Raw genomic sequence first — 14,668 nt, forward strand, 5'->3', positions numbered from 1 at the left:
ATGGTGCGCAACACCTTGCCCACACTGCTGCCGGGCGCGCCAGCGGCGTTGTGCCAATTGCTCGACAGCGCCCGCGGCCCGATCCAGGTCCCGATCCGCTCCGAGATCTTTGGCCCGCAGCGCTTTGCCCAGCATGGCCGCAGCTTGGCCGAGACCCACCGGGCGGCACGCCCCACGGCAGGCTCGGCACGGTTTTTCCCGCGTATCCAGGACAACGTCAGAGCGCTGCGCGAAGCCCACCAGTACCTGGGAGAGTTGGCCAGCACCGGGTATGACATCAGCCCGGCCGCCGAATGGCTGCTGGACAACTTTCACCTGGTCGAGGCCCAGATCAAGGAGATCCGCGAAGGTCTGCCACGCAGCTACTACCGCGAGCTGCCGCTGCTGCAGGACGAGCCGCTGGCCGGCCTGCCCCGCATCTACGGCGTGGCCTGGGCCTTTGTGGCCCACACCGACGGCGCCTTTGACGAGTCCCTGCTGGTCGAGTACCTGTGTGCCTACGAAGAGGTGCGCCAGCTCAACCTCAGCGAGATGTGGGCGCTGCCCACCACCTTGCGCGTGGTGTTGCTGGAGAACCTGCGCCGCCTGGCCGAAAGCATTGCCACCCACAAGGCCGCACGCGAAGCCGCCAACCTGTGTTTTGATGCCATCGACACCCTGTCTGTGGAGGCACTCAACGACCTGCTGGCCCAGCTCAACACACGCGGTGTGGGCCGGGTGTTTCTGCTGCAGATGGCGCAGCGCCTGCAAGACCAGCGCATTGGCCGCCTCGGCAACGAGCAGACCGCCATCCATGCCTGGCTCAACAACGCCCTGCCCGAGCTGGCCAGCCTGCAAGCCCAGCAAGGTGCCGACCAGGCTGCCGACAACCTGAGTGTCAGCAACGCCATCACCTCGCTGCGCGCCATTGGTGACGCCGACTGGCCCGACATCATTGCCCGCACCAGCGCACTCATGCGCCTGATGCTGACGCAGCCGGTGTTTGCCCTGGAGGACAACACCACCCGCGACCAGAGCCTGCACGCGGTGGAGAAGCTGGCGCGGCGCAGCGGCAAGAGCGAAGTGCAGGTGGCGCAACAGCTGCTGGCCCAGATGGCTGGCGCGGGTGACCTGCACCAACCCGGCGCGGTGGCCATGCATTGGCTGGTTGACGCTGGCCAACCCCAACTGCTGCAAGCCCTGGGGCTGGGCGACTGGCGGGCCCGGGCCTGGTTGTTGGTGACGCGCCACCTGGCGCTGCCGCTGTACCTGGGCACCCTGCTGCTGGTGCTGGGCGGGTTGCTGTGGCTGCTGTTGCGCCACCACCTGAGCACCCCCGACTGGGGCCTGCTGCCGCTGGCACTGCTGGCGCTGTTTCCGGCGTCCGAGGCGGTGGTGGCGGTCATCAACCGGCTGATCAGCGAGCTGGTGCGTCCGCAGCACCTGCCGCGTCTGGCGCTCGCCGACGGCATACCGGCGGCACACCGGGTGTTGGTGGTGATTCCGGGCATGCTCAGCGGCCCGGCTGCAGCCCAGGAGCTGGCACACCGGCTGCACCTGCACTACCTGGCCAACCCCGAGCCACAGGCGCAGTTTGCGCTGCTGACCGACTGGCTTGATGCCGACAACGTGCACACCGCCGCAGATGGCGACAACCTGGCCAGCGCGCTGGCGCAGATCCAGGCGCTCAACACCCGCCACCCGCCCGATGCGAATGGCACTGGTGCGCCGCGTTTTATCCTGTTACACCGCGAACGCCACTACAGCCAGACCGAACAGCGCTGGATTGGCTGGGAGCGCAAACGTGGCAAGCTGGAGCTGCTGATCAGCGCGCTGGCCACCGGCAATAGCAACGCCTTTCTGGACCTGGGCGAGACCTCGCGCCTGGCCACCGGTGTGGCCTATGTGCTCACCCTAGACAGCGACACCCAGCTGCCACCGGGTCGCCTGCGCGAGCTGGTTGGGGTGGCAGCGCACCCGCACAACCAGCCGCAGCTCGATGCCAGCGGTCAACGTGTCGTCGCGGGCTACGGCATCCTGCAGCCGCGTGTGGCCACACCGCTGCCCGATTTGAGCGAGTTCACGCGTTACCACTGGTTATTTGCCGGCCAGTGTGGTCTGGACCCGTACAGCGCGGCCAGCTCCGAGGTCTACCAGGATGTGTTTTCCGAGGGCACCTTCACCGGCAAGGGCCTGCTGCATGTCCACGCGGTGCATGCGGTGCTGGCGGGCCGCCTGCCCGAGGGCCAGGTGCTCAGCCACGACCTGATCGAGGGCTCGATCGCCCGCTGCGCGGCGGTGACCGACATCTCGGTGATTGAAGAGGCCCCCTTCCATGCCGACGTGGCGGCCTCGCGTGTGAACCGCTGGACGCGTGGCGACTGGCAGCTGCTGCCGATCATGCTGCACCCCGGGCGCTATGGCCTGCGGCCGATCCACCTCTGGAAAATGACCGACAACCTGCGCCGCTCTCTGGTGGCGCCGATGTCGCTCGGGCTGCTGCTGCTCTCGATCGCGGGTGCGGGTGCGGGCCTGTCACCCTGGGTGGCACTGCTGCTGGTGCTGGCGGCGTTTTCCGCCGGGCCACTGATGGGCGCCCTGGCCGGTCTGTCTCCCAGCCGCGACGACATTGCCAAACGGCACTTTTACCGCGAGGCCCTGATTGACCTGGCGCGTGCGCTGCTCAGCGGCCTGTGGCTGCTGGCCGAACTGTTGCAGCAGTCGCTGGCCAGCCTGGACGCGATAACCCGGGCGCTGTATCGCACCCTGGTGAGCCGGCGCCACCTGCTGCAGTGGACCACCGCCGCCTCAGCGCAAGCCCAGGCCAAGTCGTCCCTGGTCGATGTGACACGCCAGCATTGGCGCGAGCCGCTGGTCGCGGCTTTGCTGCTGTTGATGCTTCTTTTAAGCCCCCAGCCCTTATCTGTATTGGGCATCGTGCTATGCATTTTGTGGGGCGCTGCGCCGTTATGGACCTGGTGGGTGAGCCGCGTGAGCCCACTGCTCAAAGAAGAACAGCTGCCACTGGCCGACCAGGCCTACCTGCACGGTGTGGCGCGCGACACCTGGCGCTTGTTTGAGCGCTGTGTTGGCCCGGACGACCACCACCTGCCGCCCGACAACCTGCAGGTGCTGCCACACGATATGGTGGCACACCGCACCTCACCGACCAACATCGGCATGTACCTGCTCAGTACCGCCTGCGCCCGCCAATTTGGCTGGATCGGCACCCAGGAGCTGCTGAGCCGACTGGACGCCACCCTGGCCACCCTGCAAGGCATGGAGCGTTACCAAGGCCATTTCATGAACTGGTACGACACCCAGACCGCCTTGCCGATGTTGCCGATGTACGTCTCCACGGTGGACAGTGGCAACCTCTGCGGCCACCTGCTGGCGGTGGCACAGGCGTGCCTGGAATTTGCCGAGGCGCCCGACGACGCCACCGCCAGCCAGGTGGCCTTACAAGCCGCCCGGGCCCGGATCAAACCGCTGATAAAACAGCGCATGCAGTTGTCGACCAGCGCACGTGACGAACTCAAATGGTTGCTGGCTGACCACCGGGCCACCCGAAACTCGGCCCAGCTCGACGCCCTGGCGCCAGATACCGAACACACGCGCCAACGTCTGCTGGCCATGGCCCACAGCCTCAAAACCCTGGCGTGGCAGGCGGACTTCCGCTTTTTGTACTCCAGCAAACGCCACCTGCTGCACATTGGTTACCGCGTGGCCGAGCACCAGCTTGACACCAGTTTTTACGACCTGCTGGCGTCCGAGTCACGCCTGACGAGCCTGCTCGGTGTGGCCCGGGGCGATCTGCCGGTGCGACATTGGGCGCACCTGGGGCGCACCTTTTTCGCCCGTGGCGCCAACGCAGGCCTGCGCTCCTGGACCGGCTCGATGTTCGAGTACCTGATGCCCAGCCTGGTACTCAAGGAACCGCGTGGCAGTGTGCTGTTGGCCGCATGCCACACCGCGCTGCATGAACAAATGGCTTTTGCCAAAACGCTGGGGCTGCCCTGGGGTGTGTCCGAGTCGGCTTATGCCGCCAGCGACTACACCCTGGCCTACCAGTACGCACCACAAGGTGTGCCCCGGCTGGCGCTGCGCCGCACCCCGCCTGACGAGCTGGTGGTGGCACCTTATGCCACCGCGCTGGCGACCATGCTCGCACCCCATCTGGCGCGCAAAAATTTCGCCACGCTGGAGCAGCTCGGTGCCCGTGGCCGTTACGGCTTCATCGAGGCGCTGGACTACACGGTGGCGCGGCGCGTGGGTGACGAGCCCTTTGTGCCGGTGGCCACCTTCATGGCACACCACCAGGGCATGAGCATCGTGGCGCTGGCCAATGTCTTGTTGCAGGGAACCGCGCAGCGCTGGGGCATGGCCAACGCCCACCTGCAGGCGGTGTCTTCGCTCTTGCACGAGCGTATTCCGCGTGAAATCTCGGGCCTGTACGCGCCACCAGCCAACCTGCGCCGCCAGGCGCAACGTCGCCTCAGCCAGGGCCTGCTGCGCGAGGTCTTGCCCGGCAGCAGCGCAGTGGAGCCGACCCAGCTGTTGTCCAACGGGCGCTACAGCGTGTTGCTGCGCGCCAATGGTGCGGGCAGCAGCCGCTTTGAACAGATTGGCATCAACCGCAGCCGCGATGACGCGCTGCGCGACGACCGGGGCAGTTTCTTTTACCTGCGCCGGGGGCCCAAAACACCGCTGTATTCACTGACACAGCATCCGGCACCCGACCCGGCGGCGCACTACAGCAGCGCCTTCCATGCCGACCGCATGTGTTTTGACAGCGACTGGGACGACCTGCAGGCCCACATGACGGTCTGGGTCAGCCCGGAGGACGACATCGAGTTCCGCCAGGTGGAGTTGCACAACCTCGGTGATGCGCCGCTGGACATCGAGTTGCTGTCGGCGTTTGAGGTGGCGCTCTCAGACGCGCGTGCCGACGAGGCGCACCCGGCCTTCAGCAACCTGTTTGTCAGCGCCCAATGGGTGGCCTCGCACCAGGCACTGCTGCTGGAGCGCAAACCACGCCTGGCCACCGAGCAAGGCCTGCGTTTGGCGCACTTCCTCACCGACAGCAGCACCCCGCTGCGCCAGGTGCGTTTCAGCACCAGCCGCCAGAGCTGGCAGGGCCGCAACCGCGCCAGTTGCCAGCCACTGGCCCAGCTGGCGCTGGCACCTGGGGGCGCGACCGAGCAGGCAATGGTTCTGGACACCGGCCTGGACCCGGTGTGTGCACTGTCGGCCCGCTTGTTCATAGCGCCGGGGGCCAAGGTGCGGCTGACCTTTGCCACGGCCGTCTCCAACAACCCCGACACCCTGCGTGCGGTGATCGACAAATACCGCCAGAGCAGCAATGTGCAACGTGCCTCGCTGATGTCGGCCACGCTGACGGGCATCCGGCTGCGCAGCCTGCGCATCAGTGCCGAAAATTTCAGCACGCTGCAGACCCTGACCAGCCTGCTGGTGCTGAGCCAGCGCCGACCCCACGCCCGCGCCGTGCGCCCGCTCAGCGCCACCACCGAGGTGTGTGACCGCCGACTGCTGTGGCGCTTTGAGGTCTCGGGTGACCGCCCGATTTTCTTGGTGCTGGTCAGCGTGGTGCCAGGTTTGGGCCTGATCCGCTCCCTGGTGCAGTTGCTGAACCTGTGGCTGTGGGGCAATGTGGCCTGCGACCTGGTGGTGATCAACGCCGAACCGGCCTCCTACCTGATGCCGCTGGACCATGAGTTGGCTGCGCTGCGTGACCGCTTTGCCGCCGATGCTGGTGCCAAGCCTGGGCCGGTCAGCACCCGGCTGCACCTGTTGCGCGCCGACGACCTGAGCCATGCCGAACTCAACACTCTGCACAGCCTGGCCCGCTGGGTGGTACGTGCCGATGGCCGCCCGCTGACCCACCACATGCAAGACTGGCTGGCGCTGCAAGAGGCCGCCCTGACGCACCGGCAACACACCGCCACCACCGCGCTGGCGCTGAGCCCACCCGTCGGCACCGAGCCCAGCAGCGGCGTCTTTGCGCCGGACTCGGGCGAGTTCAGCTTTGCCGTGTCGGCACACCTGCGCCCGCCCAAACCCTGGATCAATGTGCTGGCCAACCCCGACTTTGGTGCCCACCTGTCCGAGGCCGGTGGGGGTTACACCTGGGCCCTCAACAGCCGGCTCAACCAGCTCACCGGCTGGTCCAACGACGCCTTGTCGGACCCGCCCTCAGAGTGGTTTTTGCTGCAGAACAGCCAGACCTGCGAACTCTGGTCGGTGTCACCCGGCGCCGGTGTGAACCCGGGCTTGAGTTACCGCGTTTGTCACGGCCAAGGTTTCACCCGCATAGAGCACCAACACGGTGAGCTCAAAGTCACCGCGACCTGGTGTGTGGATGCCCTCAGCTCGGTCAAACAGGTGCAGATCAGCCTGCACAACCACGGCCACAAAACCCTGCAGCTGCGCCTGATTGGCCTGGTCGAATGGCTGATGGGCGCCAACCGCAGCGACCGCAGCACCGTGCGCAGCAGCCTGCTGCGCCACCACGGCCACACCGCCCTGCTGGCCACACAACGCGAATGCTCGGCCGGGTTTGGCCAGGGCACCGCCTTTTTGAGCCTGGGCCACAGCGCTGCCGCCAGCGAGGACTGGACCTGTGACCGCAGCGAATTTTTTGACGCCCGTGGTCGCCTGGTGGTGCCCGACTTTCTGGGCCAGGGTTGCGGCGACGGGCTGGACCCGTGTGCGGCCTTGTCCACCCATGTCAGCCTGCAAGCCGGGCAGTCCACCCAGTGCAGTTTTCTGCTCGGTTTTGCGCCCAGCGCCGAGCAGATCGGCCCGCTGCTGGACCAGGCGCTGGCCACACCGGCCCATGAGCGGCTGGAGCAAGTGCGCGCGGGCTGGGACAGCCTGCTGGATGCCACCACCGTCAAGACGCCTGACCCGTTGCTCGATGCGCTGGTGAACCGCTGGCTGCTGTACCAGGCGGTGTCGTGTCGCTTGTGGGCCAAATCGGGCTTTTACCAGGCCGGTGGCGCCACCGGTTTTCGTGACCAGTTGCAAGACGCCATGGCGCTGGCCTGGGCCGCGCCGAAGATGCTGCGGGCGCAAATTGTGTTGCATGCCTCGCGCCAGTTTGTGCAGGGTGACGTGCAGCACTGGTGGCACGCACCCACCGGGGTGGGTGTGCGCACCCATTTCTCGGACGACCGGCTGTGGCTGGTGCTGGCCTGTGGCCACTACATACAAGCCACAGGCGACAACACTTTGCTCGATGAGCAGGTGCCGTTTCTGGAAGGTATGGCCATCCCGGCCGGGGCCGAGGATGCGTATTACCAACCCACGGTGAGCGGCCAGACCGCCTCGGTGTATGAACACGCGGCACGCGCGATTGACCGCAGCCTGACGCTGGGTAGCCACGGCCTGCCGCTGATGGGCAGCGGTGACTGGAACGACGGCATGAACCGGGTGGGTATCGAGGGCCGGGGTGAGTCGGTCTGGCTGGGCTGGTTTGTCTGCCGCCTGATCAGCGATTTTGCACCGCTGGCGCAGGCACGTGGTGACACCCAGCGGGCCGCACGCTGGCTGGTGGTGGCGCAGACCATCCAGACGGCGCTGACCAGCACCGCCTGGGACGGTGCCTGGTTCAAACGTGCCTTCTTTGACGACGGTCAACCGCTGGGTTCACAGGTCAACAGCCAGGGCCGTATCGACCTGATTGCCCAGGCCTGGTCGGTGCTGTCGCACGCCGCACCCGCAGCTTTGGCCGAGCAGGCCATGGCTGCGCTGGAAACCCATCTGGTGGACCCGGACGCCGGTCTGATCAAGCTGCTGGACCCACCGCTCACCGACGCACAACCGAGTGCGGGTTACATCCAGGCCTACCCTGCGGGCGTGCGTGAAAACGGTGGCCAGTACAACCACGCCGGCATCTGGGCGCTGATGGCGCAAGCACAAAGTGAGGCTGGGGGTGATGCCGCCTACCGCTATTTCACCTACCTGAGCCCGGCCCACCGCGCCAGCCACCCGACACGCGGGCCGGTCTATGGGCTGGAGCCCTATGTGATGGCCGCCGATGTCTACAGCCAGCCGCCCTATGTAGGCCAAGGCGGCTGGAGCTGGTACACCGGGGCTGCGGCCTGGATGCACCGCGCCGTGATCGAGTCGATATTTGGCCTGAGCCAAGGCGCCCGCACACTGAGCCTGACACCACAGTTGCCCAGCCACTGGCCGCAGGCCGAGATCACGCTGGTGCGCGACGCGCGCAGCATGCGTTTTGTGCTGATGCGGGCCACACCAGAGGCTGCCCAACAGGCGGCCACAGCGTGGGGAGCGAGCCTGCTGGCGCCCGGCCAAAACGTGTTTTGGCAGGAGCTACCGGCCCAGTCCTGCTTTGTTTTGGTCTTGTGAGGCTATGGGTGCGCCAGCGCACAGACGTACCCCACACCAGACTTTTACAGTTCAGACATCAACTGGGGGGAACCCGGTTTGTCGCCCAAAGATGGTGGGGCATGCACCATCAAACTGCTGGAGTTCTTTATGAATATGAAACTTGCCCTTGCCGCCGTCATGACCGCTGCCGCTTTGCTCACTGCCACCGGCTGCGCCGTCAGCCGTGGCCAACAAACTGTTGGCGCTTACGTCGATGACGCAGGCATCACGACCCTGGTGAAGTCCCGCATGGCCGAGAGCAAGGTGGTCGCTGCCTCTTCCATCAGCGTCGAGACGCTCAATGGTGTGGTGATGTTGTCCGGCTTTGCCAAGAACACACTTGAAAAGACCGAAGCCGAACGCATTGCGCGCGGCGTCAACAACGTCAAGTCGGTGCGCAACGAGATTGCCATCCGTCCGTAAGGACAACTCGCAACGTTCAGGAAAGGGGGTTCATACCAATCAGTGCCCTTTGACCTGTGCCTGAGCTTGGCCTAAACAGCTTGTCGCCCCGGATTCGCCTATCGGATCACGGGGCGTCTTCACGTGGGTCTTGCCACTTGCCAGCCACTTCTGGGCAAGAACAAAGACCGCATTCATGGACACCACAGCCCCACTGCCCACACCATGCCAAGCCCTCTTTGCCAACGTTTTTACCTTGCTGTTTGTTTGTTGGTGGGTGCCCTGGGCGCCACCGGCTGCGCCAGCCTGCCCGATACCCAAGCCATTTTGGCGCGCCACAGCGAACAGGCAGCCCAGTTTGAGAGCGCCAAAGGCCCGGTGTCAGAGCGCAGAAGTGCCGCCATCGTGGCGGCCCTCAAACGCAGCGCGGGTGACATCGACATCCTGGACAAACAGATTGCGCTGGAGCAGGCCATCAATGACAGCCCGCTGGTGCTGGGCAACAAGGTCACCCTGCTGCAAGACGGCCCGGCCACCTACGCTGCGATGCTGGACGCCATCGCCGGAGCGCAGGACCACATCAACATGGAGACCTACATCATCGAAGACGATGCCATGGGCCAGACCTTTGCACAGGCCTTGATCAACAAACAGCGCCAGGGTGTGCAGGTGAACCTGATCTACGACAGTGTGGGCAGCCTGGGCACGCCCAAAGCCTTTTTTGACGTGCTGACCGAGGCCGGTGTGGCGGTGCTGGAGTTCAACCCGGTCAACCCGCTGGCCACGCGCGGCAACACCTGGTTGCTCAACAACCGCGACCACCGCAAACTGCTGATTGTGGACGGGCGCACCGTGTTTCTGGGTGGCATCAACATCAGCAGTGTCTACACCTCGGGCTCTGTGCTGCGGCGCAGCCCCAAGGCCAGCCAGGGCGCCAACGCCTGGCGCGACACCGACCTGCGGATCGACGGCCCGGTGGTGGCCGACTTCCAGAAACTGTTCCTGCAGACCTGGGACAAACAAAAAGGCAAAGCCCTCATGGCCAAAAACTACACCCCGGCACCGGTGGCGGTTGGCAAAGACATTGTGCGAGCCATCGGCAGCACCCCAGACGATCCCTACAGCCTGGTCTACCTGACGCTGGTCTCGGCCATCAGCAACGCTGAAAAACAGGTCTACCTGACCAACGCCTACTTTGTGCCCGACCCGCAGCTCATTCAAGCGCTGATTGACGCCGCCGCGCGGGGTGTGGATGTGCGGCTGATTCTGCCCAGCTACAGCGACTCGGCCCTGGTGTTCCACGCCGGGCGCGCGCAATACGGCCCGTTGCTGGAAGGTGGGGTCAAGATTTACGAGCGCCAGGGTGCGCTGTTACACGCCAAAACCGCGATAGTCGACGGTGTCTGGTCCACCGTGGGCTCCAGCAACCTGGACTGGCGCAGCTTCATGGACAACGACGAGGTCAACGCGGTGGTGCTGGGGCGCGACTTTGCGGCGCAGATGGCCGCCGCCTTTGCCATCGACCAGGCCGCATCTCAAGCCATCGACGCCCAAACCTGGGCCAAACGTCCGCTGGGTGTCAAGCTCAAGGAGTGGTTGGCACGGCTGTGGGAGCGCTGGCTGTAAGACGCACTGCAACACAGCAGAGCAAGCCCTCGCGATGCCATCAACACCGCGATGGCCACCGTGGTCAGAACGTGATCACCACAGAGGCTGAGCTTCGCGTTGCTTCACCGTGATAAACCGCTTCGATGTTGTTGCCGTCTGGATCCAAAACGAAGGCAGCGTAGTAGCCAGGATGGTAAGCACGCTCGCCGGGCGCACCATTGTCCTGACCGCCATGCGCGAGCGCGGCTTGGTAAAAACGGTCGACCATCGCCCGGTCTTGCGCTTGGAACGCCAGGTGATGACGACCCGTCAGCACCCCCAGCGCCGCCGGGCTATCGAAGGCGGTCACAAACAACTCGTCTGCCCAGAAATAGCCCTCACCCGTGCCTCCCATAGGAACATGGAGCGCAGCCAAAATGGCCGCGTAAAAAGTTTGGCTCTTCGAGAGGTCTCGCACCACCAGCTGGATGTGATCAATCAGACGACCCCGATGTAGTTCTTGCGTTTCCATCAAATACTCCTAGTGAACATGCCAGTGCCCGGTGCGATGGACGTGCCTGTCGCAGCGCGCCTTCAAGCCTCTGCCAAGATCGCCCAACGTTCATGGTCTCGCCACGCGCCATCGAGTTTTAGATAGCGGGGTGAGTACCCCTCTCGGGCGAAGCCTGTCCGTTTGACGAGGGCAATGGACTTCTCATTTTCAGGGCGGATGTTGGCTTCCAGGCGGTGCAGGTGCAACTCGGTAAACGCATGCTCAACAAGCAGCCGCAAGCCCGAGGCCATGAAACCTTGACCTTCATGCGGTGAGACGGAGAAGTACGACAGATAACCACTTTGAAAAACACCACGCACGATGTTCGTGATGTCGATAAAGCCAACCAATGTATCGTCTGAAGTGCGACGGACCAGGAAACCCAGATCGTTTGGACCCAGGCGCCTTTGCATGAACTCGCGCCAGGACTCAACTGTTTGGGGTGTTGAATACCACGGCACCAGACGGTCCTGGCTTTTGTTGGCCGCCTCCTGAAGCGCTTCGAGATCGGTGATTTGAAGGGGATGAAGGCTGACGGTGTTGTTACTGGTCATCGCGGGAAAAACACGCCGGGGTGAGTACGTCTGAAGGTGTCAGATCATACTGAGCCAGCTGCACCGCCCTCTCGGCAGGGCCGATGAGATTGAGGTGGATGGTCAACAGCGAAGTGCTGTGTGCCCCCATCCACCCGCACGCCAAATCACCTATTTGCTGCGGCCAAACACCAGCAAAGCGGCGCCCACCACGATGCCTGCGGCGCTCAGGATCAGCGGCACGTTGACGGTTTTGGTTTCTTGCACCTTGAGCTCCATGGTGCCGAGTTTGAGCGCGGTGGTCTCTGCGGGGTAGCTGAAGCCACCGTACACCAGGCCCAGGGCGCCAGCGGCAATCAGGACGATACCAATCAGTTTGATGGGGTTCATGGGTCTACTTTCTGTCAAATGGGGCGAGTGTGCCGACCGCCCTGCGCCCGGTCTGTGCGCCCGCACACACAGGCGCTGGGTTCGCTATCGCACCGACAGACGCGCCGGCGCAGGCCACAGTCGGGCCTGTCTTATCACTTTCGGAGAATGTTTATGAAAAACCCCTTGGGCCTGCGCCTCGTGACCACCACCCTCGCCGGTGTGATGACCCTTTCGATGGTCGCTTGCAGCAAACCGGTGGATGGCACCGGTGCCGCTGCACCAGCCACCACGGTGGGCACCGAGGTGGACGACAGTGTCGTCACCACCCGCGTCAAGACCGCCTTGCTCGACAACATCGATGTCAAAGGTTTTGACATCCAGGTCGAAACCCGCAAGGGTGAGGTCATGCTCAGCGGTTTTGTCAGCAACCAGACCCAGATCGACCAGGCGGTGAACGTCGCCAAGGCGGTTGAGGGTGTCACCAACATCAACAACAAACTCAGCATCAAAGACGGTGTGGCCACGGTGGGCAACAAGATCGATGACAGCGTGATCACCACCGAGGTCAAGGCCGCCTTGCTGGCAGACGCCAACATCAAAAGCCTGGACATCACGGTGGTAACCCACAAGGGCGAGGTTCAGCTCAGCGGTTTTGTCAACAACCAGGGCCAGATTGACCGCGCCCTCGAAATTGCCCACGGCGTGAGTGGTGTGACCGAGGTCGGCAACCAGATGAGCATCAAGAAGTAAGCGAGGTCCCCATGAACATTCAAAAGAACTTCCAAACCGTCCTTGGCGTGAGCACATTGCTGTTGTTAGGCGCCTGCGCCACCAGCATGGCACCCGCCAACCCCACCGGCAACGCCTTGCCGCAGACCAGCAACGCCGCCACCCAATACGGTGTGGTGCAGTCGATTGAGTTGGTGAAGCAGCCCGTGGCGACAGGCGGCATCGGTGCGGGCACCATTGCTGGCGCGGTGGTTGGCGGTATCCTGGGCCACCAAGTAGGTGGTGGCAGCGGCAACACCGCTGCGACTGTTCTAGGCGCTGCCGGTGGCGCCTATGCTGGGCATACGCTCGAGAAGAACCAGCAGGCGGCACAAAGCACCAGCGTCTACAAATTCACCCTGCGCATGAGCGACGGCAACAACCAGGTCTTCACCCAAAGCACCAACGTCGACATCCGCGTAGGTGATCGGGTGCAGGTCGACAACGGTGTGCTGCGGCGCTACTGACGCGGCTGAACGTCGCTGAGCAGGCGGTCCAGCTCTTTTTTGACCACGCCATAACACTCACACACGCTGGACTCCAAGCCTGCGCGGTTGAGCACCCCGATGTGGCCACGTCGGTAGCGGATGTAACCGGCGGTCTGCAGACGACCAGCGGCGTCGGTGACACTTTCGCGGCGCACACCGAGCATGCTGGCCACCAGCTCCTGCGTCATCACCAGCTCGCGGTCCGGCAGCCGGTCGAGTGTGAGCAATAACCAGCGGCACAGTTGCTGCTCCACCGAGTGGTGTCGATTACACACCGCCGTCTGCGCCATCTGGGTCATCAAAGCCTGGGTGTAACGCAGCAGCAGGCGCTGCAAGGCGCCACCGCGGTTGAACTCGGCCTTGAGGGTGTGGCGGTCCAGCCGCCAGGCCTGGCCAGCGGTCTGCACCACCGCCGAGCTGGAGGTGCTCTCACCGCCCATGAACAGCGAGACACCGACCACCCCTTCATTGCCGACACCGGCGGTCTCGGCCGAGGCGCCGGACTCGGTGACGTAGTGCAGCGACACGATCGAGGTGGTGGGAAAGTAGGCATGGCGCATCTGGCTGCCGGGCTCAAACAACATCTGGCCCAGCGGCATCGGCACCAGTTCCAGGTGCGGGGCCAAAGTCTCGAAATCAGCCGCAGACAAAGCCGCCAGCAAATGGTTCTGGTTCGGGGTGTGAGGTAAAGACATGCTGTTCTTTGCTAGGTTTGCTTGGCTCATCACTTGGAGGTCAACTCCACACCAATCCCGCGGTAACCGATAAAACGGCTGGCGCGGTCAAACATCGGCTCACCACTGACCTGAAAGGTCTGCTGGCTGCCGTCGGCGCCCACACGGCGAAACACATAGTCCAGAAACGGCTGGCGCTCGGTGATCGTGCGGCGCAATTTCTCGCGCTCGGCCTCCACCCAGCCGTCCAGCTCGGCCGGGCCGCTGTCCCCGGCCAGGGGCTCGACCTGCATGCCCAGCATCTCAAGCACCGGACCCGAGACTTTGGTGAAATTGCCGTTTTCGTCCTGCTCCCAGTACCAGTCCGAGGCCAGCTCGGTCAGGCTGCGGTAGCGTGCTTCACTCTCGCGCAACTCGGCGGTGCGTTCGGCCACGGTGGCCTCCAACTCGCGGTTGTAGTTGGCGAGTTTTTTGTAGAGCAGGCGCACCTCCAGCATGTTGTGGATGCGGGTTTTCACCTCCACCAGGTCAAACGGTTTGCTGATGAAGTCCTTGGCACCCATTTGCAGCGCACGCAGCTTGTGGCCGGGTTGGGCGGTCAGCACAATCACCGGCAGGTAGCTGTCGGCCGTGTTGGTTTTGAGCCCCTCCATCACCTGAAAACCGTCCATCACCGGCATCTGCAGGTCCAACAGGATCAGGTCGTAGTGGTTTTTGCGGTGCAGCGCACACACTTCCTCAGGTTTCATGCAGGCGCTGACCTGGCTGTAACCGGCCTCGCCCAGCAGTTGTTCGAGCAGCTGCACATTGGCCATCTGGTCATCAACGATCAGGATGTTGGCCTGGAGAATTTCGGCGGAGAGTGGCATGGCAGGTTCCTCTTGGTGCGTGGAATGG

At 64.0% G+C, this 14,668-nt stretch carries 10 protein-coding genes; 5 read left to right on the top strand and 5 right to left on the bottom strand.

The features are described from left to right. The 3 genes from RF819_RS18290 (at position 1) to cls (ending at position 10,422) form a co-directional block, all read left to right on the top strand. On the top strand, positions 1-8,373 hold the full coding sequence (locus tag RF819_RS18290; RefSeq protein WP_143541762.1) for a glycoside hydrolase family 94 protein: 8,373 nt from the start codon (positions 1-3) through the stop codon (positions 8,371-8,373). Positions 8,374-8,508: 135 nt separating this feature from the next. Beyond that, entirely contained in the window at positions 8,509-8,817 is a 309-nt protein-coding gene (locus tag RF819_RS18295; RefSeq protein ID WP_078367050.1) for a BON domain-containing protein, read from the top strand. A 204-nt stretch (positions 8,818-9,021) separates the two neighbouring features. Beyond that, positions 9,022-10,422 (top strand): cardiolipin synthase, encoded by a 1,401-nt coding sequence (gene cls / locus RF819_RS18300; protein ID WP_078367051.1) that lies wholly within the window; start codon positions 9,022-9,024, stop codon positions 10,420-10,422. A gap of 64 nt (positions 10,423-10,486) precedes the next feature. On the opposite strand, the gene RF819_RS18305 is transcribed toward cls, so the two are convergent. The 3 genes from RF819_RS18305 to RF819_RS18315 form a co-directional block, all read right to left on the bottom strand. Then, positions 10,487-10,915 carry a VOC family protein gene (locus RF819_RS18305; RefSeq protein WP_078366292.1) on the bottom strand — a complete coding sequence of 143 codons (429 nt, stop codon included), beginning with the start codon at positions 10,913-10,915 and terminating at the stop codon, positions 10,487-10,489. A gap of 62 nt (positions 10,916-10,977) precedes the next feature. Then, positions 10,978-11,490, bottom strand: coding sequence for a GNAT family N-acetyltransferase (locus tag RF819_RS18310; protein ID WP_078366293.1), 513 nt, complete (start codon positions 11,488-11,490; stop codon positions 10,978-10,980). A gap of 150 nt (positions 11,491-11,640) precedes the next feature. Beyond that, on the bottom strand, positions 11,641-11,859 hold the full coding sequence (locus RF819_RS18315; RefSeq protein WP_078366294.1) for a hypothetical protein: 219 nt from the start codon (positions 11,857-11,859) through the stop codon (positions 11,641-11,643). Positions 11,860-12,012: 153 nt separating this feature from the next. On the opposite strand from RF819_RS18315, the gene RF819_RS18320 reads away from it, so the two are divergent. Continuing rightward, positions 12,013-12,591, top strand: coding sequence for a BON domain-containing protein (locus RF819_RS18320; RefSeq protein ID WP_078366295.1), 579 nt, complete (start codon positions 12,013-12,015; stop codon positions 12,589-12,591). An 11-nt stretch (positions 12,592-12,602) separates the two neighbouring features. Then, positions 12,603-13,076, top strand: coding sequence for an outer membrane lipoprotein (locus RF819_RS18325; RefSeq protein WP_078366296.1), 474 nt, complete (start codon positions 12,603-12,605; stop codon positions 13,074-13,076). On the opposite strand, the gene RF819_RS18330 is transcribed toward RF819_RS18325, so the two are convergent. After that, complete coding sequence (locus RF819_RS18330) at positions 13,070-13,792, bottom strand: Crp/Fnr family transcriptional regulator (RefSeq protein WP_078367052.1); 723 nt, start codon at positions 13,790-13,792, stop codon at positions 13,070-13,072. The two genes, RF819_RS18325 and RF819_RS18330, sit on opposite strands and share 7 nt — an antisense overlap. A gap of 29 nt (positions 13,793-13,821) precedes the next feature. Then, entirely contained in the window at positions 13,822-14,640 is an 819-nt protein-coding gene (locus tag RF819_RS18335; protein ID WP_078367053.1) for a response regulator, read from the bottom strand. Positions 14,641-14,668 lie beyond the last annotated feature (28 nt).

Source organism: Rhodoferax fermentans, assembly GCF_002017865.1.
Taxonomy (GTDB): Bacteria; Pseudomonadota; Gammaproteobacteria; order Burkholderiales; family Burkholderiaceae_C; genus Rhodoferax; species Rhodoferax fermentans.

What these genes read in the sequence shown, in the direction of transcription:
- RF819_RS18290 (WP_143541762.1), top strand. Translation starts at nt 1, where the DNA reads ATGGTGCGCAACACCTTGCCCACACTGCTGCCGGGCGCGCCAGCGGCG.
- RF819_RS18295 (WP_078367050.1), top strand. Translation starts at nt 8,509, where the DNA reads ATGAAACTTGCCCTTGCCGCCGTCATGACCGCTGCCGCTTTGCTCACT.
- cls (WP_078367051.1), top strand. Translation starts at nt 9,022, where the DNA reads ATGCCAAGCCCTCTTTGCCAACGTTTTTACCTTGCTGTTTGTTTGTTG.
- RF819_RS18305 (WP_078366292.1), bottom strand. Translation starts at nt 10,915, where the DNA reads ATGGAAACGCAAGAACTACATCGGGGTCGTCTGATTGATCACATCCAG.
- RF819_RS18310 (WP_078366293.1), bottom strand. Translation starts at nt 11,490, where the DNA reads ATGACCAGTAACAACACCGTCAGCCTTCATCCCCTTCAAATCACCGAT.
- RF819_RS18315 (WP_078366294.1), bottom strand. Translation starts at nt 11,859, where the DNA reads ATGAACCCCATCAAACTGATTGGTATCGTCCTGATTGCCGCTGGCGCC.
- RF819_RS18320 (WP_078366295.1), top strand. Translation starts at nt 12,013, where the DNA reads ATGAAAAACCCCTTGGGCCTGCGCCTCGTGACCACCACCCTCGCCGGT.
- RF819_RS18325 (WP_078366296.1), top strand. Translation starts at nt 12,603, where the DNA reads ATGAACATTCAAAAGAACTTCCAAACCGTCCTTGGCGTGAGCACATTG.
- RF819_RS18330 (WP_078367052.1), bottom strand. Translation starts at nt 13,792, where the DNA reads ATGTCTTTACCTCACACCCCGAACCAGAACCATTTGCTGGCGGCTTTG.
- RF819_RS18335 (WP_078367053.1), bottom strand. Translation starts at nt 14,640, where the DNA reads ATGCCACTCTCCGCCGAAATTCTCCAGGCCAACATCCTGATCGTTGAT.